The organism is Sphingomonas sanguinis, from assembly GCF_001476905.1.
Lineage (GTDB): Bacteria > Pseudomonadota > Alphaproteobacteria > Sphingomonadales > Sphingomonadaceae > Sphingomonas > Sphingomonas sanguinis_B.
In genome coordinates this window covers 1-22,295 of record NZ_LDTE01000028.1, presented here as the reverse complement: position 1 = coordinate 22,295, position 22,295 = coordinate 1, and the positions used below count along the sequence as shown (strand labels likewise).

The following is a 22,295-nucleotide window of genomic DNA, read 5'->3' as shown; positions in this document are numbered from 1 at the left end:
CCGCCCGCCTGCGGGAGGGGGTGCGTTCTTGGCCGGGTTTGGTGCCCCCTTAAACCTCCGCCAGGAACACCACGCCGGGAATGGCGATGCTCCGCCCGGTCGCGGTCAGCCGCCCGTCCTTGCCGATGTGGAAGGCGTTGACCGTGCCCGACCGCTCGTTCGCGACCAGCATCTCGGCCCGCCCCTCGCGCAACAGGAAGAAGCGCGGCCAGTGGCCGCCGGTCGGGACATGCTGCACCAGTCGGGGCTCGCCCTTCGCATCCAGCGCGAAGACGGTGATGCTGTTCGCCCCGCGATTGGAGACATAGAGCGTCCGCCCCGCGCGATCGATCGCGATATGCGCGGCGTAGGAGGCGGGACCGCCCTCCGGCACCAGCGCCTGCTCGCCTGCGTCACGGAACCGGCCATCGGGCAGCGCATCGAGGACGAACAGCCGGGTCTGCAACTCGCAGGCGACATAGGCGCGTGGCAGGGTCGGGTGACGGACCATATGCCGGGGCCCCGCGCCCGCCGGGGCCTGCCAGCCCACCACCGGCTCGGCCAGCGTCCGCGCGACCGGATCGAAGCGATAGGCGAAGATCGCGTCCGCCCCCAGATCGACCGCGTGCAGCCAGCGCCGGTCGGGACTGAACCCCACCCAATGCGCGTGCGGCCCCGCCTGACGCTCGGCATTGGGGCCGTTGCCGTGATGCTGGAACACCTTGGCCTGGCCCGGCGCGCCGGTCTTGCGGTCGAGCTGGTAGAAGGCGACCGATCCGCTCGAATAATTGGCGACCGCCAGACAGGCGGCGCTGCGGTCGAGCGCGACATGGCACGGGTCCGCGCCGCCGGTCGACGCCTCGCCCCGGACCTTCCAGCCCGGACCATAGCCGGTCACCCGCCCGTGCGTCTCTTCGCGCAGGAGGTAAAAGGCCCCGCCCGGTCCGTTGCCGACGCCATAGGATGCGTTGACGATCCCGTGCACCGGCGCGCCCAGACGGCCGTCGACGATGGGGTACAGCCCCTTGCCGCCCTCATGGGCATAGGTGCCCGCGATCAGCCGGTCGCGTCCCGGCACTCGGGCCACCGCCGGAAGAGCCGTGCCCAGCCCGATCGCCGTCGCACCCGCCAGTATCTCGCGCCGTGTCGTCGTCATGCCCACTCCCTTTCGCGGGCCCTTGAACGCCAAAGGGGGCGGGAAGGCAATCACCTTCCCGCCCCCTTTGGCTTGCGATGCGATCAGGCGATCAGATCGCGACCACGCCGCCGTCATTCTTGGTGATGACGATCGTGGCCGAACGCGGACGGACGGTGGCCGCCGCACTGCCCGACTGGCTGTCCGGCCAGTTGCTGGTCGGGGCCGACGGGGTGCTCGCGCCCTCGCCCGGATGCTGGATGTTGACGAACACCGAGGTGCCGTCCGGCGTCGAGTGGATGCCGGTGATCTCGCACTGCTTCGGCCCCACCAGGAAGCGCTTCAGCGTGACGCCGGGCGCCTTGCCGATGCGGGTGTTGACCGTCGCGGTCGCCCCGCCCGCGCTGCTGGTCACCGAACGGGTGCCGCCATCGCCGACCCGGCCGGGGATCGCGGCCAGCATCATGCAGTTGGTGACATCGGTGAACGCCCCGTCATCGGTCTGAATCCACATCACCGGCGTCGCTTGCCCGGCGACATTGCTCGGCAGGCTGAACCACAGGCCGTCGGGCGACGAGAAGTCGTTGGTCGCGTCCAGCCCCGACAGATTGATGTTGGTCGGGTCGAGGTCCGCGCCCGCGCCGAACGCATAGACGTCCCAGGTGAAGCTGGTCGCCTCGGTCGTGTCGTTTGTCTCGCGGATGCGGATAATATGGCCGTTGCGGTTGCCGACCGAGGTCGAGGGCGCATCGACATAGGAGCGCGGGTTGGCCGCATCGACACCCGTATTGCTGCCCGACGCCACCGGCTTGCGCGAGGCATTGTTGGTCAGGGTGCAATACATCTCACCGGTTGCCGGGTTGACGGCGGTCCATTCGGGCCGGTCCATCTTCGTCGCGCCCAGCGCATCGCCTGCCAGACGGGTGTTGATCAGGACATCGGCCTGGTCGGCGAAGGGATAGACGCTGTTCGACGCATTCAGCCCGTTCTGACCGAACACCAGGGGCATCCACATGCCCGTGCCATCGGCATTGAACTTGGCGACATAGAGCGTGCCGTTGTCCAGATACTTGTCGCCCACCGCCAGACGGTCGGTCGCGCTGGCGTCCGAGGCGCTCCACGGCGTCGCCGACACGAATTTGTAGATATATTCGTTCTGCGCGTCGTCGCCCATGTAGAAGGCCGGGCGGACGCCCGCGATCATCCGGCCGCTCTGACAGCCTTCATGGTTCATGCGGCCCAGCGCGGTGCGCTTGCGCGGGGTCGAGGCCGGGTTGAACGGATCGATCTCGACCACCCAGCCGAACTGGAACGGCTCGTTCCGGAAATCGGCGGTGCCATCGGCGGCAAGCGCGGCATTGGCGGTTGCGTTCCAGCGGCGGAAGACGGTGCTCGACGCATCCGATGGCGTAACCGTCGTCCAGCTGTAATTGCCCGAGCGCCCTTCGCCGATGCCATAGCGGGCGAGCGAGGCATTCTGCTTCGCGTTGGTCGTGGCACGCACCGCCGCATCGCCCGAGCTGCGACGGAAATAGCCCGCCCAATTCTCCTCGTTGGTCAGATAGGTGTTCCACGCCATCGTGCCGTTGGCGCAATTGTTGATCGTACCGCGCCCGCCGGTGCCATCGGTCGAATAGGCGGTCTTCAGCCAGCCATTGCCCTTGACCGGCCCGCTGAACGCCATCGGCGTGTTCGGGGTGATACGACGGTTCAGCCCCGAGGCCTGGACATAGCTCCACGCGCCGTTGGTCCGCGTCACCTCGATCACCGAGACGCCGTGGCACTCGATCTCCTTGATCGCCTCGCTCTCCGGGCGCGGGGCGGGCGTCTGGCCGTTCACGTGCAGATATTGCTCGCTGATATTCTCATGGTTCAGGACCAGCAGGCCGCGCGTGCTGTTGGTCGGGTCCGGGCTGGTCCCCGACGCCGCGAGCCCAAAATAGCTCATGCCGTCATGATGATCGCCAGCACGCTGCGCGAAGTTCGTGTCGGTGCCATTATTGGCATAGGCCGCGACGCCCGAGGCGATGGGATCGCCCAGCCGGTACAGCACGCTGACGCTATAGCCCGCAGGCACCGTCACCACGTCCGCCAGGCTGTGCGGCACGGCGGTGAAGTCGAGCGTGATCGGCGTGACGGTGATGGTCACCGTGTTGTTGGTGACGACACCGTCGCGGCTGGTGATCTCCAGCTTGAAGGCCAGCTCCGTCGCGGTGGCGATGGCGGGTGCGCGGAACGAGGCGACCAGCTGGTTGGCATTGGTCAACGTGACCGACGGACCCGCCGTCTGGCTCCAGTTGACATTGGCCACCTGACCCGAGCCCACCGTGCCGGTCAGCGTGACCGGACGGCCCGCCGCGACGCTGGCGGTGCTGCCCGCCGCCGTCGCGGTGACGCCCTGCGGAGTTTCGTCATCGCAACCGGCCAGCAGCGCGCCGCCGAACAGCGCGGTGGTCATCGCCGACACCCCGTGGCGCAGCGTCTGGCGGCGCGACAGCCGGGTGGCGATCAGGTCGCTCATATGCGTATTGGTCGAGCGGTTGGTATCGATGTCGCCATCGTCATAGGCGACCACGCTGTTGATATCCGACATGAAAAATCCCCCGGCGCCGCGCGGGGACAGGACGCGCGGTCAGTGGCCCGGGCTTTGCCTCCCAACCAAGTCATGCAGGCTTCATTTCCGCGTCATGGTCATGACTGCAGAATGACTTTACCATGACATCGCATTCATCTTGCCACGGGCCTTGACTCCCACCCGCGATCCTGCGAAGGCGCGCCCGCATCCGATGGGCTTGCCCCACCGGATTCCGTCCAAGACAGCAGGTGCCGGGGAATATGCCCTGGCTTAATCTCCTGCCGAGACGGGGAAAAGGATTTTGCCGGTCGTGCCACTTGCTGGTCCCGCCCGGTCTGCCCCGCGTTTCTCACGCGTCGGTTGCCCATTCCCCATCGCTGGACACCCCGAGGGGTGGTCACACCCCCCGGTCAAGCAACCGGGATGGTCGTTCGCGGCCGTTCCAACCATGGAGAATGGCATGGATCGCGATCAAAAGAGCCAGGCCGTCGCCGAACTGAACCGCAACTTCAACGAGGTTGGCGTGGTGGTCATCACCCGCAACCACGGCATGACCGTCGCCCAGTCGACGGCCCTGCGCACGAAGATGCGGGAAGCTGGCGCGACCTACAAGGTCTCGAAGAACCGGCTTGCCAAGATCGCAGCCCAGGGCACCGACTATGCCGGTGTCGCTGACATGCTGACGGGTCCCGTCGGCATTGCCAGCTCGATCGATCCCGTGGCCGCCGCCAAGGTGGCCGTGGACTTCGCCAAGACGACCGACAAGTTCGAGATCGTCGGCGGATCGATGGGTGCGAATGTCCTTGATGTCGCAGGCGTGCAGGCGCTGGCGACTCTGCCCTCGCTGGACGAGCTCCGGGCGAAGCTGGTTGGTCTCATCGTCGCTCCGGCGACGAAGCTGGCCACCATCACCCAGGCTCCCGCGGCGCAGATCGCCCGCGTCCTGGCGGCTTATGCCGACAAGGACAAGGAAGCCGCCTGATCTTCGGGCGAATACGACGATTTGAACTGACACACTCGGGCCATTTTACCCGGCCCGTATTGGAGATAAGAACATGGCAGACCTGAACGCGCTGGTTGACCAGCTGAGCGAGCTGACCGTCCTCGAAGCCGCCGAGCTCTCGAAGATGCTCGAAGAGAAGTGGGGCGTCTCGGCCGCCGCTGCTGTTGCCGCGGCTCCTGCTGCTGGCGGCGCTGCTGCTCCGGCCGCTGAAGAGAAGACCGAATTCGACGTGATCCTCACCGGCGACGGTGGCAAGAAGATCAACGTCATCAAGGAAGTCCGCGCGATCACCGGCCTGGGCCTGACCGAAGCCAAGGCGCTGGTCGAAGGCGCTCCGAAGCCCGTCAAGGAAGGCATTGCCAAGGACGAGGCCGAGAAGATCAAGAAGCAGCTCGAAGAAGCCGGCGCGACCGTCGAGCTCAAGTAATCGGACTGCGGCAGGGCAACCTGCCGCACCCGTTCGCTTGGCGAGCTAAAGTCAAGGGCGGCCCCTTCGGGGGTCGCCCTTTTCATTTGGCGAGCCCTTCAGACGATACGCCAGGATGCGGGTGCTTCTCGGCAATCGCCGTCGAAGAGCCTACCGCCATGGCGTGCCAGTTCCGCGTCCGCCAACGCGATCACGAGGCCAGGATCGCCTTCGGCGAACAGCGCGCGAAAGGCTGTGTCGAACCTGCCCGCCAAGCCCGTATCCATTTTCGCCAGAAGACGGGGCGCCCATTTGCCAGCCCCATTCCAATGCCCCCTGCCCCGCAAGACGAGTTCGACCAACTTGGGATGGAGCAAGGCTCCGATCGCCATTACTTCTTCTGCACGCCGATCACCCAGAAGGTCGTCGATCGCGTCCGTGATCTCGTAACGCAGAGCATTCAATGCCGATGTCGAAAGCGGTGGCGGACCGCTGGCCAGACGCGCGGATATAGCCGCGCGCAAAGCTTCCGCCGAATCCGGATGGGCACCGATGACCGATCCCTCGACGATCATGTTCAGAATGCTTGGGCGGCCCCGTGCTATGTCCTGATCGACGAACCAGGCCAGCGTCTCTGGATCGTGGACGAATGCCTCGACCGGCACCCCATCGACAAGGAAGGATTCCCGCCGTGCCGAGTCAAGGCGATCGAAGACGACAACCAGGTCGATATCCGACAGATACGTACCTTCACCGCGCATGATGGCCCCGGCGACATAGGCAAAGGCCGCGCCACCGTACCGGGCATGGAATACGGCATCTGCGATCGTCAGCGCCTCGTGAGGCGTAGGACAGGTTCGGTTGACCATAGACCGGACGCTACTGGCTTGGCACCGCCCTGCGCAATGATGGCCGCCCCCTGCCCATGCGGATTCCGTCATATGCCCGTTACATTCTAAACCGCGCCCAGGGCTGGGCCCGCCGCATGTCGAGGCGGCAGACTTCCCGCAACCCATGCCGCGCAACATAACGCGCCACCCGCGCATCGTAATCGGCGGCAAGCGGATCGGCGAAGTTCCAGTCGGGCGGGTTGAAGGTCGAAAAGCCATTGATCGTCGGCACCCGCCATTGTTCGGCCAGGAACATCGCATCGACATTGTGCGGATACAGCGCGTTGAGCTCGGTATTGATATAGATCGGCTCGTTCACCCGCGACGCGACGATGTAAAAGCTCCGGCAACCGGCAGGAGGCGACGGGATCGCATCGAGTGCGGTGCGCTGTTCGCGGCGGCTGAGCAGGGCGGCGGTTTCGGCACTCAGATTCTCGGCGAGCAACAGTATGACGATCGTCGCTCCCCATAGGGGCCTTGTGCGCAGCAAGGTCGCCAGGCGCACCCGCCAAGCGAACACGACGATCAGCAGAAACGGCAAGGTGAGCCAGAGCTGGTAGCGCGAGACGGTCCGCAAGCCCTTGGCTCCCGGCACCAGATAGAAGACTAGGTTCCACGGCGACGCTTCCCAGAATTGCAGCGTCAGCGCCCAGGCCACGATCATCGCCAGGGTAAAGGCCCGCCACGTGACGGAGGGGATCAGCCCCTCACCAACAGGACGGCGACCGATAATCCGCCAGGCCGCAACGATCAGCAACAGGCAGAGAAACGGCGGATACCCCACCTCATGCTCGCCGCGCAGCACGCGAGTGGGCAGGGCCGGGTCGTCGGGCCGCAGATGGTGGAGCAGCGCAATCAGCGGCCGAAACAGCCAGCCCCAGAGGTAATTGTCCGGCCCGACATTGATCATGTCGATCGTCGGCGTGATGAGATAGCCGAGCATGTCATAATAGCCCTCGCCCCCCGTCTCGTGCAGCTTGGGCAGGTAGACGGCGAGGAAGGGCAGGATCAGCACCGCAAAGGCGCCGAACCCACAGGCGATGGTGCCCGCATGGGCGCGAACCAGCCGCAGCGCCGCGATCGGCCGGATATGGCCGCTGAGGATCGCCCAGCACAGGACGAACAGACAGGCGGAGAAAAGGGTGAACCAGGCCATGTAATAAGAGGTCATCAGCCACGCCGCCATCAGCGCGGCCAGCGCCACGACGCACAGCCGGGCGCGGCCACGCTGCCCCGCCGTCTCGGCCTGGACGCAGGCGATCGCCAGCATCATCGCCAGCGGCAACAGCGCCACGCTCTGCAACTGCGCATGGACGGCCTGGAGCTGGATATTGCTAGCGATGGTGAAGCTGGCGGCGACGAACAGGCCCGCCCCGCGCCCCCAATCCAGGCTGCGTGTCGCGAGCGCATAGGCGGCGACAAATCCGATCGTCTTGAACGTCAGGATGTTGAGCGTGTCGGCGTGAAAGGGATCGGCGAACAACCGCCAAAAGGAATAGGACAGGCCGTAGAGGAAATAGCCGTCATTATAGCCCAGCGTGCCGCCATAGGGATGGAAGTAGAAGCCGCTGTTCCACGCCGACACGCCCGCCCAGACATTGCGCCAATGTTCGAGGATGGTCATCTCGATCAGCGCATCGCCACGATCGCCGAAACCCAGATCGAAACCGCTGGCGATGGGCACACGCAGGAAGATCGCGACCGACAGGACATAGGCGGCGAGCCAGATCAGCCCGAACGAAACAGGCGAAAGGGTCTGGACCGACCATCGCGCGGTCTGTTCGGAACGAAGGGCTGCCATGACCGCGCTCTAGGAGGCAGGGTGGACACTGTCGACCCGCCGCCGTTCGACGGAATTCGGGCGCGGACTATTACGGCTTTTCTTCAGTCGCTTGCCGCCCATGCCGCGATTGTCATTTGATCCCCGCCCCGGTGATCGCGATGATATCCGTCACCACCTTTGCGGGATTTGAACGCCATGATCGACGGTCGCCGCTGGTCCGGCATGGGGCGTCTGGCTGTCCTGGCAGTGGCGCTCAGCCTGACGGCGGCGTCGGCACCGCGTTACGACTGGTCGACCGCCGACCTGTCCTATATCGGCGAATATGCACAAACGCCGGCGGTCAAAGCGTCGCGCGCGTTGTGCGCCCGGCTGATCCACCTGACACCTCCTGCGAGCCACGCGCCCGATACGCCACAGGCCGAGCTCCAGAACTGCGACAGCGAGGCCTTACTTTACGGCATCGGTCGACCCGCCGATCCGGCGGCCGCCCGGCGCTGTGCCTGGGCGGAATATGAGCGGTCGCGGGACGATAGCACGCTTCCCTATTTCGACGGCCCGGGCATCCTGGCCGTCGTCTATGCCAATGGCTGGGGCGGTCGACGCGACCTGAACATGGCGATCCATATGGCCTGCGGGATCGATGATGCGGCGGCCGCGACCCAGGCGCGGATCGAACATCTCCAGAAGCTTGCCGTGCAAGGCCCCGGACCGAAGCCGTTCACCCTATGCGACGATATCAGCAGCGGAATGAGCGGCGGGGTCTGCGCCGCCCATAACGCCCGCCTGGCCGACCGGGATCGCGGTCGCACCATCGCCTCGTGGAAGCGCGACTGGTCACCCGCTCGCCGGATAGCCTTCGCGCGGGTCTATGTCAGCATGGCCAACTATGCCGATGCGGCGCACCAGCTGGACTGCCATGGCGGGACGGCGGCGGCGCAATGTGCGATCGACGGCGCGCAAGCGGATATGGCGCGCTTTATCAACAGGATAGGAGCGCTGCTCGGCCATCATGCTCCTCCCGCGCGGTCACCTCGAGCCGTACGGGGCAATGCCGCCACCGACAGCATCGGATGGGCCAATATGTTGCGCGACATGCCCGCCGATGACCGGCTAGTCTACGAAGACAATGGCCGCAAGACATGCGCCGCACGGGCGCGGTTAGAGCGCGATCTTCTGGCCTTTGCCGCAACGATACCCGGCACGACGCCCCATCGCACGCGCACCCTGTTTTCGGATATCTGAGCCTCGGGACCGACCGGATTTGGGGCGGCGATACGGCCCCGGCTAGAAAACCAAGCCAGGGGCTGATCGGCATTCGTCTGTCCCCGATTTCGCCCTGTCTACAATAGGCAAGCTGGGTTCGATTACTCCGCCGCCTCGATCACCGTGCCGCCCTCGGGCTGGCTATAGACGCGGTCGAGATAGTGGTTCGCGATGATATAATGCGCTCGGACCGCCGCGGGATGGGTCGCCTTCTGGGCCAGTTCGAGTTCGGTTTCGGCACGCTGGTAAAAATAGTCTTCGTCAATCTCAGGCGACGTCATTTCAGGTCTCCAGGGTCCCGGCGATGCACCAATAACCCGCGCATCTCCGGGATCTTCTCCAATATTCGTATATGGTTGGGAGGGCCTTTCGGTTCCTGCATCCGGCCTTGCGCGCCCTCCATTCGGCGCAAATCCGTCGGTTTTCCTGTTACAAATTATGGCTGGGAACCGGCCGCCCGCTTTCCGTCGAACGGTCGGGGACGCTGACGGTAAAAAGCCGCCGCCCGGTTGCCCGGACGGCGGCCCTTTATTTCCAATCCGTTAGACGGATCAGTCGTTCAGATACTCACCGGCATCGGCGTCCGTGCCGTGGCCCGAGGGGGCAACCTCGGCCAGCGGATCGTTGCCGGTGCCGCCCGCGTCACGCGGCGAACGCGCCTGCTCGGCGGCCCGCTCTTCGGCGGCGCTGACCGGCGCGATGATCGCCTCGGCCAGCTTGCGCTGCTGCGCGCGGAGCGCGGCATCGCGGCTGGAGGCCGCCACGCGCAGGCGGTTCATGCCCGCACCGGTGCCCGCCGGGATCAGGCGACCGACGATGACGTTCTCCTTCAGGCCCATCAACGTGTCCTGCTTGCCCTGGACCGCCGCCTCGGTGAGGACGCGGGTGGTCTCCTGGAACGACGCCGCCGAGATGAAGCTGCGGGTCTGCAGCGACGCCTTGGTGATGCCGAGGAGGACGGGCTTGCCCTGCGCACGCACTTCATTGGCACCGAGCTTTTCGTTGATCGCGTCCATTTCCTCGCGATCGACCTGCTCGCCCTTCAGCAGCGTGGTGTCGCCGCCGTCGGTGATCTCGACCTTCTGCAGCATCTGACGAACGATCGTCTCGATGTGCTTGTCGTTGATCTTCACGCCCTGGAGACGGTAAACTTCCTGGATTTCGCTGACCAGATATTCGGCCAGCGGCTCCACGCCCATCGTTTCCAGAATGTCGTGCGGATCGGGCGAGCCGCCGATCAGGTTGTCGCCACGCTTGACGTAGTCGCCTTCCTGAACGTCGATCACCTTCGACTTCGGCACCAGATACTCGACGACATCGCCGCCATCCTCGGGCTGGATGCCGATCTTGCGCTTCGCCTTGTAATCCTTGCCGAACACGACACGGCCCGAAACCTTGGCGATGATCGCCGAGTCCTTCGGAACACGGGCCTCGAACAGCTCGGCGACGCGCGGCAGACCGCCGGTGATGTCGCGGGTCTTGGCCGACTCGCGAGCGACACGGGCCAGAACGTCACCGCCCTGCACCTGCGCCCCGTCCTCGACCGAGAGCGTCGCACCCGGCGCCAGCATGTAGCGACCGGCCTCGCCCGAATTGTCGTCGAGCAGGGTCATGCGCGGACGCAGATCCTCCTTCGACTTGGTCGAGGCGCGATATTCGGTGACGACGCGCTGGGCGATACCCGTGGCTTCGTCGACCTGCTCGGTCAGGGTCTTGCCCTCGATGAGGTCCTGGAACTTCACCGTACCGGGGTTTTCCGTGATCACCGGCATGGTGAACGGGTCCCACTCGGCCATGCGGTCGCCCTTCGACACGATGTGACCATCGTCGAACAGGACATAGGCACCGTAGGGGATACGGTCGACCGAGAGCTCGCGGCCGTCCATGTCGACGATCGCGATCTCACCCGAACGGCTCAGCACCACGCGACGACCACGCTGGTCGGTGATCAGGCGCAGGTCGCGGAATTCGACCGTACCATCGGCCGCCGCTTCCAGGTTCGACTGCTCGTTCAGCTGCGCCGCACCACCGATGTGGAAGGTACGCATGGTCAGCTGCGTGCCCGGCTCACCGATCGACTGCGCCGCGATGACGCCGACCGCTTCGCCGATGTTCACCGGCGTACCGCGGGCGAGGTCACGGCCATAGCATTTGCCGCAGACACCGATCTTCGATTCGCAGACCAGCGGGCTGCGGATCTTGACCGACTGGGTGTTCGCCGCCTCGATCTTCGCCACCATCGGCTCGTCGAGCAGGACGCCCGATGCGATGATGACTTCGCCGGTCTTGGCGTTGACGATGTCCTCGGCCGTGGTGCGGCCCAGGATACGCTCGCCGAGCGAGGCGATGGTCGAACCGCCCTGCACGATCGCCTTCATCTCGAGGGCGCGGGTCGTGCCGCAATCCTCTTCGATGATGACGCAGTCTTGCGACACGTCGACCAGACGGCGGGTCAGGTACCCCGAGTTCGCCGTCTTCAGTGCCGTGTCGGCCAGGCCCTTACGTGCACCGTGGGTCGAGTTGAAGTATTCAAGAACGGTCAGACCTTCCTTGAAGTTCGAGATGATCGGCGTTTCGATGATCTCACCCGACGGCTTGGCCATCAGGCCGCGCATACCCGCCAGCTGCTTGATCTGGGCGGGGCTACCACGCGCACCCGAGTGAGCCATCATGTAGATCGAGTTGATCGGCTTCTCACGGCCTTCCATCGGGCCGTCCTCGTAATGCCGGACCGCCTTAATCTCGTTCATCATCGAGTTCGCGACCTGGTCGCCGCAACGGCTCCAGGCGTCGATCACCTTGTTGTACTTCTCCTGCTGCGTGATCAGGCCGTCCTGATACTGCTGCTCGAAGTCCTTCACCTGCTCGCGCGTCTCGTCGACCAGACGATCCTTGTCCGGCGCGATGATCATGTCGTCCTTGCCGAACGAGATGCCGGCGCGGAACGCGTGACGGAAGCCCAGCGCCATGATCGCGTCGGCGAACAGCACGGTCTCCTTCTGGCCGGTGTGACGATACACCTCGTCGATCACCTCGCCGACGTCCTTCTTGGTCAGGACGCGGTTGACGATGTCGAAGGGCACCTTGTGGCTCTTCGGCAGGCACTCGCCCAGCAGCATGCGACCCGGGGTGGTCTCATAGCGCTTGAGATACTGGTTGCCCTGCTCATCGGTCTGCGGAACGCGGCTGATGATCTTGGTGTGGAGCGTCACGGCACCGGCGAAGAGGGCCTGATGGACCTCCTCCATGTCCGCCAGCATCATGCCCTCGCCCGGTTCCTTCTGCTTTTCGAGCGAGAGGTAATAGAGGCCCAGCACCATGTCCTGCGACGGCACGATGATCGGCTTGCCGTTCGCGGGCGACAGGATGTTGTTGGTCGACATCATCAGGACGCGCGCTTCCAGCTGCGCTTCCAGCGACAGCGGAACGTGCACGGCCATCTGGTCGCCGTCGAAGTCGGCGTTGAACGCCGAACAGACCAGCGGGTGAAGCTGGATCGCCTTGCCCTCGATCAGCACCGGCTCGAACGCCTGGATGCCCAGACGGTGAAGCGTCGGCGCACGGTTCAGCATGACCGGGTGCTCGCGGATCACCTCGTCCAGGATGTCCCAGACTTCCTTGCGCTCCTTCTCGACCCACTTCTTGGCCTGCTTCAGGGTCATCGACAGACCCTTGGCATCCAGACGGGCGTAGATGAACGGCTTGAACAGCTCGAGCGCCATCTTCTTCGGCAGGCCGCACTGGTGCAGCTTCAGCTCCGGGCCGGTCACGATGACCGAACGGCCCGAATAGTCGACGCGCTTACCCAGAAGGTTCTGACGGAAGCGACCCTGCTTGCCCTTCAGCATGTCGGACAGCGACTTCAGCGGACGCTTGTTCGCACCGGTGATGGTGCGGCCGCGACGGCCGTTGTCGAACAGCGCGTCGACCGCTTCCTGCAACATGCGCTTTTCGTTGCGGACGATGATGTCCGGCGCACGCAGCTCCATCAGGCGCTTCAGGCGGTTGTTGCGGTTGATGACGCGGCGATACAGGTCGTTGAGGTCCGAGGTCGCGAAACGACCGCCGTCCAGCGGCACCAGCGGGCGCAGTTCGGGCGGGATGACCGGAATGACTTCCAGGATCATCCATTCGGGGCGGTTGCCCGATTCCAGGAAGCTCTCGACGACCTTCAGGCGCTTGATGATCTTCTTGGGCTTCAGCTCCGACTTGGTCGTCGCCAGCTCTTCGAGCAGCGCGACCTTCTCGCCTTCCAGGTCGAGATTCTCGAGCATGATGCGGACCGCCTCGGCGCCGATCCCGGCCGAGAAGGCGTCCTCGCCATATTCATCCTGCGCGTCGAGCAGTTCGTCCTCGGTGAGAAGCTGATACTTCTCCAGCGGGGTCAGGCCCGGCTCGATGACGATATAAGCCTCGAAGTACAGCACGCGCTCGAGCTGCTTGAGCTGCATGTCGAGCAGCAGGCCGATGCGGCTCGGCAGCGACTTCAGGAACCAGATGTGCGCGACGGGGGCGGCCAGCTCGATATGGCCCATCCGCTCGCGGCGGACCTTCGACACCGTGACTTCGACACCGCACTTTTCGCAGACGATGCCCTTGTACTTCATGCGCTTGTACTTGCCGCACAAGCATTCGTAATCCTTGATCGGACCGAAGATGCGCGCACAGAACAGGCCGTCACGTTCCGGCTTGAACGTGCGGTAGTTGATCGTCTCGGGCTTCTTGATCTCGCCGAACGACCACGAACGGATCTTGTCGGGCGACGCGATGCCGATCTGAATCTGGTCGAAGGTTTCCGGCTTGGCCACCGGATTGGCGAAGTTGGTCAGTTCGTTCATTTCGCTTTCCTCACAGGGAGGGAAAATTCATCGGGCGAGGTAGACAAGGTGCCGGTGGAGCATGGGCCCCACCGGCTTCCCTGATCTTACTCCGCCGCCTCGGCCAGACCGTCGTCCTGGGCGTCTTCCATCGACTTGAGGTCGACGTTGAGACCCAGCGAGCGCATTTCCTTGACCAGCACGTTGAAGCTCTCCGGGATGCCCGCCTCGAAGGTATCGTCGCCCTTGACGATCGCTTCGTAGACCTTGGTGCGGCCGACCACGTCGTCCGACTTCACCGTCAGCATTTCCTGGAGCGTGTACGCCGCGCCATAAGCCTGCAGCGCCCACACTTCCATCTCACCGAAGCGCTGGCCACCGAACTGCGCCTTACCACCCAGCGGCTGCTGGGTAACGAGCGAGTACGGCCCGATCGAACGCGCGTGGATCTTGTCGTCGACCAGGTGGTGGAGCTTCAGCATGTAGATGATGCCCACGGTCACCTTGCGGTCGAACTGATCGCCGGTGCGCCCGTCGAACAGGTCCGACTGGCCCGAGGTGTGCAGGCCCGCCAGCTCCAGCATCTCCGACACGTCGCTCTCGCGCGCGCCGTCGAACACCGGGGTCCCCATCGGCACGCCGGTGCGGATGTTCTGGACCAGCTCGGCGACTTCCTCGTCGTCCCGGTTCTGGATGTCTTCGGCATAGTGATCGCCGTAGATTTCCACGAGCCGCGACTTGACCGCTTCCGGCACCGCGCCCGGCTTGGCGTCGGGGTTGGCTTCACGCCAATCCTCGAGCTGCGCCGCGACCTGCATACCCAGGTTGCGGGCCGCCCAGCCCAGATGCGTCTCGAAGATCTGACCGACGTTCATGCGCGACGGCACGCCCAGCGGGTTCAGCACGAGATCGACCGGCGTACCGTCCGCGAGGAAGGGCATATCCTCCTGCGGCAGGATGCGGCTGATGACGCCCTTGTTGCCGTGACGGCCGGCCATCTTGTCGCCCGGCTGCAGCTTGCGCTTCACCGCGACGAAGACCTTGACCATCTTCAGCACGCCCGGCGGCAGCTCGTCACCACGCTCCAGCTTGTCGCGACGGTCATGGAACTTGTCCGTGATCCGCTTGGCGGCTTCGTCATACTGCGCCTTGACCGCTTCCAGATCACTCTGGCGCGCGTCGTCGGCGACGGCGAACTTCCACCATTCGTGACGATCGACCGATTCCAGCACCTCGGCATCGATAACGATGCCCTTCTTGACGCCCTTGGGCGCGGCGGTGGCGGTCTGGTCGAGCAGCATTTCGCGCAGGCGGCTCCAGGTCGCCCGGTTGAGGATCGTGCGCTCGTCGTCGGCGTCCTTCTTCAGACGCTCGATCTCCTCGCGCTCGATCGCCATCGCGCGCTCGTCCTTGTCGATGCCGTGACGATTGAAGACGCGCACGTCAACGATCGTGCCGGCCACACCCGGCGGCAGACGCAGCGAGGTGTCGCGCACGTCGCTGGCCTTTTCACCGAAGATCGCGCGGAGGAGCTTTTCTTCCGGCGTCATCGGCGATTCGCCCTTCGGCGTGATCTTGCCGACCAGGATGTCGCCCGGCTCCACCTCGGCGCCGACATAGACGATGCCCGCCTCGTCGAGGTTGCGCAGCGCCTCCTCACCGACGTTCGGGATGTCGCGGGTGATGTCTTCCGGCCCGAGCTTGGTGTCGCGCGCCATGACCTCGAACTCGTCGATATGGATCGACGTGAACACGTCGTCCTTCACGATCCGCTCGGAGATGAGGATCGAGTCCTCATAGTTGTAGCCGTTCCAGGGCATGAACGCGACGAGCGCGTTGCGGCCCAGCGCCAGCTCGCCGAACTCGGTCGAGGGGCCGTCGGCGATCACGTCGCCCGCCTTCACGACGTCGCCCACCTTCACCAGCGGACGCTGGTTGATGCAAGTCGACTGGTTCGAGCGCTGGAACTTCATCAGCGTGTAGATGTCGACGCCCGACTTGCCGGCATCGACCTCTCCGGTCGCGCGAACCACGATACGCGCCGCATCGACCTGGTCGACGATACCGGCACGCTTCGCTGCGATCGCAGCACCCGAGTCGCGGGCCACGGTCTCTTCCATGCCGGTGCCGACGAAGGGCGCTTCCGCCTTCACCAGCGGCACGGCCTGACGCTGCATGTTCGAGCCCATGAGCGCGCGGTTGGCGTCGTCGTTTTCCAGGAACGGAATGAGCGAGGCGGCGACCGAGACGAGCTGCTTGGGGCTGACGTCCATCAAGGTGATCTGATCGGGCAGCGCCATCAGGAATTCGCCTGCCTGACGCGCCGACACCAGATCCTCGGTGAAGCGGTTGTCGGCATCCGTCGCGGCCGAGGCCTGGGCGACGGTGTGCTTCTGCTCTTCCATCGCCGACAGATACACGACCTCGTCGGTCACGCGGCCGTCGATCACCTTGCGGTACGGCGTTTCGATGAAGCCATACTTGTTGACGCGGGCGAAGGTCGACAGCGAGTTGATCAGACCGATGTTCGGACCTTCCGGCGTCTCAATCGGGCAGATACGGCCATAGTGAGTCGGGTGAACGTCGCGAACCTCGAAGCCCGCGCGCTCACGCGTCAGACCGCCCGGCCCGAGCGCCGAGACGCGACGCTTGTGCGTCACTTCGGAGAGCGGGTTGGTCTGGTCCATGAACTGCGACAGCTGCGACGAACCGAAGAACTCGCGCACCGCGGCAACCGCGGGCTTGGCGTTGATCAGGTCGTTCGGCATGACGGTCGACACGTCGACCGACGACATGCGCTCCTTGACCGCACGCTCCATGCGCAGCAGGCCGACGCGATACTGGTTCTCCAGCAGCTCGCCCACCGAACGCACGCGACGGTTGCCGAGATTGTCGATGTCGTCGATCTCGCCCTTGCCGTCCTTCAGGTCGACCAGCGTCTTGACGACCGCCAGAATGTCCTCGGTGCGCAGCGTCGTCACCGTATCCGGGCAATCGAGGTCGAGGCGCATGTTCAGCTTGACGCGACCCACGGCCGACAGGTCGTAGCGATCGGGATCGAAGAACAGGCCAGCGAACAGCGACTCCGCCGTCTCCAGCGTCGGCGGCTCGCCGGGGCGCATCACGCGGTAGATGTCGGACAGCGCCTGCTCGCGCTCTTCGGCTTTGTCGGCCTTCAGCGTGTTGCGAATCCAGGGCCCTGTCGCGACATGGTCGATGTCGAGCAGCTCGATCGTGTCGACGCCCGCCTTGTCCAGCGCTTCGAGATTCTCGGCGCTGATCTCGTCACCGGCTTCGACGTAGATTTCGCCGGTCTGCTCGTTGATGAGGTCATAGGCCGAGTAGCGACCGAAGATTTCCTCGGTCGGGATCAGCAACTGCGACAGGCCGTCCTTGGCCGCCTTGTTGGCGGCACGCGGGCTGATCTTCTGACCGGCCGGGAACACGACCTCGCCCGAGCTGGCGTCGACGATGTCGAACATCGGCTTGGCGCCGCGCCAGTTCTCGGCCTGGAACGGGATTTTCCAGCCGCCGTCGCCGCGAACGAAGGTCAGGCGGTTGTAGAAATAGTTGAGGATCTCTTCCGAGTTCATGCCCAGCGCATAGAGCAGCGCCGTCACCGGCAGCTTGCGCTTGCGGTCGATACGGACGTTGACGATGTCCTTGGCGTCGAACTCGAAGTCCAGCCACGAGCCGCGATACGGGATCACGCGCGCGGCGAAGAGGTACTTGCCCGAGGCATGGGTCTTGCCGCGGTCATGGTCGAACAACACGCCCGGCGAACGGTGCATCTGGCTGACGATGACGCGCTCGGTGCCGTTGATGAAGAAGGTGCCGTTCTCCGTCATCAGGGGCATGTCGCCCATGTAGACGTCCTGCTCCTTGATATCGATGACCGACTTGGCTTCGGTATCGGGATCGACCTCGAACGCGGTCAGGCGCAGCGTGACGCGCATCGGCGCGGCATAGGTGATGCCCCGCTGGCGGCATTCCTCGACGTCGAACTTCGGGTCCTCGAGGACGTAATCGTCGAAATCGAGATAGGCGGTGCCGGCGAAATCCTGGATCGGGAAGACGCTGCGCAGCGTCTTTTCCAGCCCCGAGACATGGCCCGTGGACTTGTCCGAACGCAGGAACTGCTCGTAGCTTTCGCGCTGAACCTCGATCAGGTTCGGCATCTGCACCACTTCGTGGATATCGCCGAACACCTTGCGGATACGCCGCTTGGCGGTGCCGCCATCGCCCTTGCGCGGGGCGGAGCCGCTGTCGATCGCCTTGGTTGCCATGGGTCTGTCTGCCTCGTCAGCCGTAAATCACTGCCCGGATGCCTCCGGACCAGACGCAACGACAGACGCCGAAAGGCCGCGCGCAAGCGTCTGCGGCGGCATCCGGCGTCTGCTAAACCAGCAATCTCCCATTCGACCGACACGCTGCGCGAAGGCGCATCATTTCCCGAAGATTGTGGTGGATGCCCCGGATATAGGCACTCGCCCCCAAAGTGTCAAACACGGGCACGCGTTACGGGGCGGAAAGTTCCGCTTTGGCGGGTGTCTGCCATATATTGGCCGCATATCGCGCTACACAAGGGGGTTGCATCCGTCGGGTCGACCGGGCACGGCTTGGGTGCTCGGGCCGGTGGCTCGAACGGCCGGAAGAGTATAGTTACCGCGAGGAATGGATTTCATGACATCGTCCGGGCCGCGTCGCGTCGCGCGCCTTCTTGCCCTGACGCTGGCCCCGGTGCTCGCTCCGATGCCGATCGCCGCCGTGCCGCTTCAGACCACGACGCAGGACAATGATGCCGCCCGTCCCTCGACAGGTGGGCTGGACGGATTCAGCCTGACTCCGCGCGGCACCACGCCGCAGGGCACGCAGACGCCGGTGCCGACGCCGCCCCCGCCGCGCATCGTCCTGCCGGGCCAGACCTCGGGCCAGGCCACGCCCGCTCCCGCTCCCTCACCAACGCCCCGTGCCACCCCTACTCCGCGCGCCACGCCGCGCCCGACTCCATCGCCGACGCCCAGCGCGACGCCGGAGGCCCAGCCGTCGCCCGTCGCCTCGCCCGAACCGCCCGCAACCCGCCTGCCCGATCGCGAATCGCGATTGGCCGCGCCGGTGGAGCCGGGCATGGACGGCATGACGGTGACCAACGGCCAGAGCACCCCGGCCATCGCCGAGCCCGGCACGTCCGCGCCCGAACAGCGGGGCGAGACGGCGAACGCCCTGCCCTTCTGGGCGTGGCTGGTCGGTGTCGGCGTCGTGGCGCTGGGCATCGGCATCTGGCTGGGCCGACGGGGTCGCCCGGTGCGGTCGCTGCCCGCCCCGACGCCCAGGGCCGAGGACGAACGCCCCGAGCCGCTTGCTCCCGCCGCCGCCATGCCCGCGCCAGCTCCGCCTACGCCGCGCCAGCCCGCCGTGCCGCCGCTGCCGCCCGAACCCAGCTTCCTGGCGGTCGAGGCGCGGCCCGTCCGCGTCGGGCTGAACATGCTGTCGGCGACGATCGAGGCCGAAGTCACCGTCCATAATAGCGGCGCGACCCCGATCGGCCGGGTCGCGGTCGACCTGCGGCTGCTGAGCGCCCATGCGGGCCTTGACGCGCAACTGGTCGAGCTGGCCCGCCAGCCCCAGGGCCGCCCCATCGTCCCGCCCTTCGCGCTGGGCCCCGGCGAGAGCCGCACGGTGCGCGGCGTCACTGCCCTGCCGCGCGAGGCGATCCATGTCATCGACGCGGCGGGCCGCCCGATGTTCGTGCCGATCCTGTCCGCCGCCGCCCACACCGACTGGGGCGTGGCGCGCTGCGCCTATGCGGTCGGCCTGGAGCGGGTCGACTCGGCCAAGCTGTCGCCCATCTGGCTCGACCAGCCGGGCCGCATGTACGACCAGGTCGCCGCACGTCCGCATGTGATGAAGGCGTAACGCAGACAATCTACGCAAACGGGATGATCCGCCTGGCCCATGCCGCTGCCGCTCTCGGCATCATGCTGACCTTGGGAAGTGCCGGGACCTGTGCGGCCGATAGCGGTGCCAAGACCATTGCCGCGTCGGCCCCGTGTCGCGTAACGATCCCGGCTGATCTGACCCAGCGTCCCGCCCGCTGGCTGGGCCCATGCGCCAAGGGAGCGGCCGGAGGGCTGGGCGTCCTGCGCCTCGGCACCGGCGAGCCCTATCAGTTCTTTCTGGGACGGATGGCGGACGGACGACCGGTTGAGGGGTGCTGAAGGTCAATGGGTCGCAAGTCATCCCCGCCTACCGGTTCGACGCAAAGGGACGCGGCGTGAATCCCGATGGCAACCGCCCCGAGCAACTGACTCAGGTCTTCCGAACCGGTTCGGCCGGGGCAAGCGCGGCGGCGGCGCGCTTCGCCGCAGCCGGGAATATGGGCTCGGCCGCCTATTACCGCAAACTCGCCCAGGACTATCGCTCTCCCCCCTTCGAGTAGAAGGAAGCGGCTCACCCCGCCCGCATATCCTCGGTAATCACATGCGGCGAGCGCTCGCCGAAGGTGCGGACGAGCGTCTCGAAGCCGCGCCCCTCCACCCGGATTTCGTTGAAGGCGGGCGGCGTCTTGCGGGTGCGCTTGGACAGGGTGCCCGCGCCGATCATGCGGATGATCCGGCCGTCGCGGTCAACCGGCACGTCGAACGGGTCATGGACATGGCCCGACAGCACCGCATGGGCGCCCGCCGCCGCCAGCCGACTCAGCGCCACGTCGCCGTTGCGGGTCTTCGCGGTGCCCTTGGTCGGCCCCTCGATCAGCGGATGGTGCGCGGCGACCAGGATCAGATGATCCTGCGGCGCCTGCTCGATCAGCGCCAGCGCGCGGCGGAGGGAACCGCGGCTCACCCGCCCCTTGGACCAGTTCCACCGCCACTGCGCGCGCGCGGTGGTCTTCAGCGGCACGACGGTCACGCCGGGCAGGTCGAGCGGTTTCTCGATCATCCGCTCGATCGCGGCATAGCGCTGGTACGGCGCGAACAGCCGCCGGAACGGGTCCCAATAATAGGGGATGTCGTGATTGCCGACCTCGACCGTCACCGGCACGCCCAGCGATTGCAGCCACGCGCCGCCCGCCTGGAACTCGCGCTTGGTCGCGCGCATGGTCAGGTCGCCGGTCATAATGACCGCATCGGGCTTCTCCGCCGCCACCCGCTCGGCGAACCAGGCAAGCGCGGCGGGGTCTTCGGCACCGAAATGCACGTCGCTGACATGAAACAGACGGATCATGCCGCTCGTCCTAGCCGCTGCCGCCGCGTCACGGCAACTCGGCCATGGCGCGCGGCTCGTGCATCGGGCAGCCGTTTACCCGGCCGCGATAGTCGGCCGAGAAACGATAAGTGTCCTTGCGCGCCCGGTTGATATTGCCCAGCGGCTGGTGCGCGGCCAAGCCGTGCCAGATGCTATAGGACAGCGCATCGTCGATCGCGTTGGTCTGACCGTCCTGCCAGCTGATCTGCGGTTCGGCGGTGAAGGTCGCCACGGTGATGTACGGACTGTCCTCCTCGCTCCACTCGGCGGTGGCGTCCTCGATCGGCATGGACTCCAGATCGCGGTTGAGCTGGACGCGTAGCTCCCACTCGCCGCCCTGCTCGATCATCACTTCACGAACCACTTCGCGAAGGGCGTCGGGGCGGTCATGCGTATGGACCGTATCGCCGGTCAACTGGGTCAGTGCGGGGCTGACCGGGAACAGGCCGAACTTGGCGATATGGTCGCCATAGCGGAACGGCGTCTGGCTGTAATAGGTTTCGCCCAGCGGATGCACCTGCTTCGCCCCGCCCAGCGTCTGGAGCGTCGCGCTCTCGACCCCGACCGTCTCCAGCGTCGCCTCGATCCCGCGCAGGATGCCCGACAGCAGCTTCTTGCCGCCCTCGAACTTGTCGGTGGTGGACGCGAGCATCTTCAAATTCTTGGCAAAGGCATCCGCCGTCGGCGCGGTGAAGACCGGCGCATTGGCCATGACGAAGTCCTGTGTCGCATCGCCCTCCGAACCCGGTAGCCGCTCGCCCTCGACCCCGATGACCTTCAGCGCGAAACCGCGCGGCAGGCCGATGGCATCGTCCAGGATGTCGCCCGGATTGGTCGAGATACGCGCGACAGCATCATATTCGCCCGGCTTGGCGAAGAGCCCCTGCGCCAGTTCGGGCGGGAGGTTGTCGTGGACCTTCAGCTTGCCTCGGATGATGCCATGCGCCTTGGCATGGACGGCGCGGACGCCGTGACCATAATCCTTGGACGTGGTGTCGAGGATATGCTCGAACGATTGCTTCATCTGGTCGACGGTCTCGCCCTCTTCGGGTTTCACGTCTTCGACCTGGGGGGTGAAATGGACGGGGGTCTTCATCGGGGCTCTCCCTGTAGGTCCCCACCAACCCATGTTGGGTGATAGCGTTCCTTTTTGATTACGCAGTCGTGCAGCCACAAGCACACCCCTCCCGCAGGCGGGA

The 22,295-nt window shown here is 65.5% G+C and carries 15 protein-coding genes; 6 read left to right on the top strand and 9 right to left on the bottom strand.

The window, feature by feature from the left end; genetic code table 11:
• Window positions 1-49 precede the first annotated feature (49 nt).
• Entirely contained in the window at window positions 50-1,135 is a 1,086-nt protein-coding gene (locus tag SB4_RS05760) for a lactonase family protein (protein ID WP_082670006.1), read from the bottom strand.
• 91 nt (window positions 1,136-1,226) lie between these two features.
• Window positions 1,227-3,707 (bottom strand): PhoX family protein, encoded by a 2,481-nt coding sequence (locus tag SB4_RS05755; protein ID WP_058751792.1) that lies wholly within the window; start codon window positions 3,705-3,707, stop codon window positions 1,227-1,229.
• Window positions 3,708-4,149: 442 nt separating this feature from the next.
• Between SB4_RS05755 and rplJ the strand changes: the two genes are divergently transcribed.
• Window positions 4,150-4,671: a 50S ribosomal protein L10 gene (gene rplJ, locus SB4_RS05750; RefSeq protein ID WP_056437177.1), complete on the top strand. Its 522-nt coding sequence runs from the start codon at window positions 4,150-4,152 to the stop codon at window positions 4,669-4,671.
• Window positions 4,672-4,744: 73 nt separating this feature from the next.
• Window positions 4,745-5,119: a 50S ribosomal protein L7/L12 gene (gene rplL / locus SB4_RS05745; protein WP_007403895.1), complete on the top strand. Its 375-nt coding sequence runs from the start codon at window positions 4,745-4,747 to the stop codon at window positions 5,117-5,119.
• A 98-nt stretch (window positions 5,120-5,217) separates the two neighbouring features.
• On the opposite strand, the gene SB4_RS05740 is transcribed toward rplL, so the two are convergent.
• Together SB4_RS05740 and SB4_RS05735 are read right to left on the bottom strand one after the other, a co-directional pair.
• A complete protein-coding gene (locus SB4_RS05740; protein ID WP_058751791.1) occupies window positions 5,218-5,967 on the bottom strand; it encodes a nucleotidyltransferase domain-containing protein in 750 nt (249 codons plus the stop codon).
• 79 nt (window positions 5,968-6,046) lie between these two features.
• Entirely contained in the window at window positions 6,047-7,789 is a 1,743-nt protein-coding gene (locus tag SB4_RS05735; protein WP_241488496.1) for a hypothetical protein, read from the bottom strand.
• Between the two features lie 177 nt (window positions 7,790-7,966).
• Here SB4_RS05735 and SB4_RS05730 point away from each other — a divergent pair, with 177 nt between their 5' ends.
• On the top strand, window positions 7,967-9,013 hold the full coding sequence (locus SB4_RS05730; RefSeq protein WP_058751790.1) for a hypothetical protein: 1,047 nt from the start codon (window positions 7,967-7,969) through the stop codon (window positions 9,011-9,013).
• A 122-nt stretch (window positions 9,014-9,135) separates the two neighbouring features.
• Here SB4_RS05730 and SB4_RS05725 read toward each other — a convergent pair whose 3' ends face one another.
• The 3 genes from SB4_RS05725 to rpoB form a co-directional block, all read right to left on the bottom strand.
• A complete protein-coding gene (locus tag SB4_RS05725) occupies window positions 9,136-9,315 on the bottom strand; it encodes a hypothetical protein (protein WP_058717488.1) in 180 nt (59 codons plus the stop codon).
• 270 nt (window positions 9,316-9,585) lie between these two features.
• Window positions 9,586-13,872: a DNA-directed RNA polymerase subunit beta' gene (gene rpoC, locus SB4_RS05720; RefSeq protein ID WP_058732657.1), complete on the bottom strand. Its 4,287-nt coding sequence runs from the start codon at window positions 13,870-13,872 to the stop codon at window positions 9,586-9,588.
• 86 nt (window positions 13,873-13,958) lie between these two features.
• Window positions 13,959-18,137, bottom strand: coding sequence for a DNA-directed RNA polymerase subunit beta (gene rpoB, locus SB4_RS05715; protein ID WP_058717490.1), 4,179 nt, complete (start codon window positions 18,135-18,137; stop codon window positions 13,959-13,961).
• A gap of 397 nt (window positions 18,138-18,534) precedes the next feature.
• Between rpoB and SB4_RS19940 the strand changes: the two genes are divergently transcribed.
• Genes SB4_RS19940 through SB4_RS05700 form a run of 3 tightly spaced genes read left to right on the top strand, consistent with a single transcriptional unit; the run spans window position 18,535 to window position 20,290 of the window.
• Window positions 18,535-19,767, top strand: a complete 1,233-nt coding sequence (locus tag SB4_RS19940) for a hypothetical protein (RefSeq protein ID WP_193753745.1) — start codon at window positions 18,535-18,537, stop codon at window positions 19,765-19,767.
• A gap of 23 nt (window positions 19,768-19,790) precedes the next feature.
• On the top strand, window positions 19,791-20,069 hold the full coding sequence (locus SB4_RS05705; protein WP_058751788.1) for a hypothetical protein: 279 nt from the start codon (window positions 19,791-19,793) through the stop codon (window positions 20,067-20,069).
• Window positions 20,070-20,125: 56 nt separating this feature from the next.
• Window positions 20,126-20,290 (top strand): hypothetical protein, encoded by a 165-nt coding sequence (locus SB4_RS05700; RefSeq protein WP_193753744.1) that lies wholly within the window; start codon window positions 20,126-20,128, stop codon window positions 20,288-20,290.
• A gap of 11 nt (window positions 20,291-20,301) precedes the next feature.
• Here the strand turns inward: SB4_RS05700 and SB4_RS05695 are convergent, their stop codons facing one another.
• Together SB4_RS05695 and SB4_RS05690 are read right to left on the bottom strand one after the other, a co-directional pair.
• Window positions 20,302-21,075 (bottom strand): metallophosphoesterase family protein, encoded by a 774-nt coding sequence (locus SB4_RS05695; protein ID WP_058751786.1) that lies wholly within the window; start codon window positions 21,073-21,075, stop codon window positions 20,302-20,304.
• A 28-nt stretch (window positions 21,076-21,103) separates the two neighbouring features.
• On the bottom strand, window positions 21,104-22,192 hold the full coding sequence (locus tag SB4_RS05690) for a catalase family protein (protein WP_082670005.1): 1,089 nt from the start codon (window positions 22,190-22,192) through the stop codon (window positions 21,104-21,106).
• Window positions 22,193-22,295 lie beyond the last annotated feature (103 nt).

What these genes read in the sequence shown, in the direction of transcription:
- SB4_RS05760 (WP_082670006.1), bottom strand. Translation starts at nt 1,135, where the DNA reads ATGACGACGACACGGCGCGAGATACTGGCGGGTGCGACGGCGATCGGG.
- SB4_RS05755 (WP_058751792.1), bottom strand. Translation starts at nt 3,707, where the DNA reads ATGTCGGATATCAACAGCGTGGTCGCCTATGACGATGGCGACATCGAT.
- rplJ (WP_056437177.1), top strand. Translation starts at nt 4,150, where the DNA reads ATGGATCGCGATCAAAAGAGCCAGGCCGTCGCCGAACTGAACCGCAAC.
- rplL (WP_007403895.1), top strand. Translation starts at nt 4,745, where the DNA reads ATGGCAGACCTGAACGCGCTGGTTGACCAGCTGAGCGAGCTGACCGTC.
- SB4_RS05740 (WP_058751791.1), bottom strand. Translation starts at nt 5,967, where the DNA reads ATGGTCAACCGAACCTGTCCTACGCCTCACGAGGCGCTGACGATCGCA.
- SB4_RS05735 (WP_241488496.1), bottom strand. Translation starts at nt 7,789, where the DNA reads ATGGCAGCCCTTCGTTCCGAACAGACCGCGCGATGGTCGGTCCAGACC.
- SB4_RS05730 (WP_058751790.1), top strand. Translation starts at nt 7,967, where the DNA reads ATGATCGACGGTCGCCGCTGGTCCGGCATGGGGCGTCTGGCTGTCCTG.
- SB4_RS05725 (WP_058717488.1), bottom strand. Translation starts at nt 9,315, where the DNA reads ATGACGTCGCCTGAGATTGACGAAGACTATTTTTACCAGCGTGCCGAA.
- rpoC (WP_058732657.1), bottom strand. Translation starts at nt 13,872, where the DNA reads ATGAACGAACTGACCAACTTCGCCAATCCGGTGGCCAAGCCGGAAACC.
- rpoB (WP_058717490.1), bottom strand. Translation starts at nt 18,137, where the DNA reads ATGGCAACCAAGGCGATCGACAGCGGCTCCGCCCCGCGCAAGGGCGAT.
- SB4_RS19940 (WP_193753745.1), top strand. Translation starts at nt 18,535, where the DNA reads ATGACATCGTCCGGGCCGCGTCGCGTCGCGCGCCTTCTTGCCCTGACG.
- SB4_RS05705 (WP_058751788.1), top strand. Translation starts at nt 19,791, where the DNA reads ATGATCCGCCTGGCCCATGCCGCTGCCGCTCTCGGCATCATGCTGACC.
- SB4_RS05695 (WP_058751786.1), bottom strand. Translation starts at nt 21,075, where the DNA reads ATGATCCGTCTGTTTCATGTCAGCGACGTGCATTTCGGTGCCGAAGAC.
- SB4_RS05690 (WP_082670005.1), bottom strand. Translation starts at nt 22,192, where the DNA reads ATGAAGACCCCCGTCCATTTCACCCCCCAGGTCGAAGACGTGAAACCC.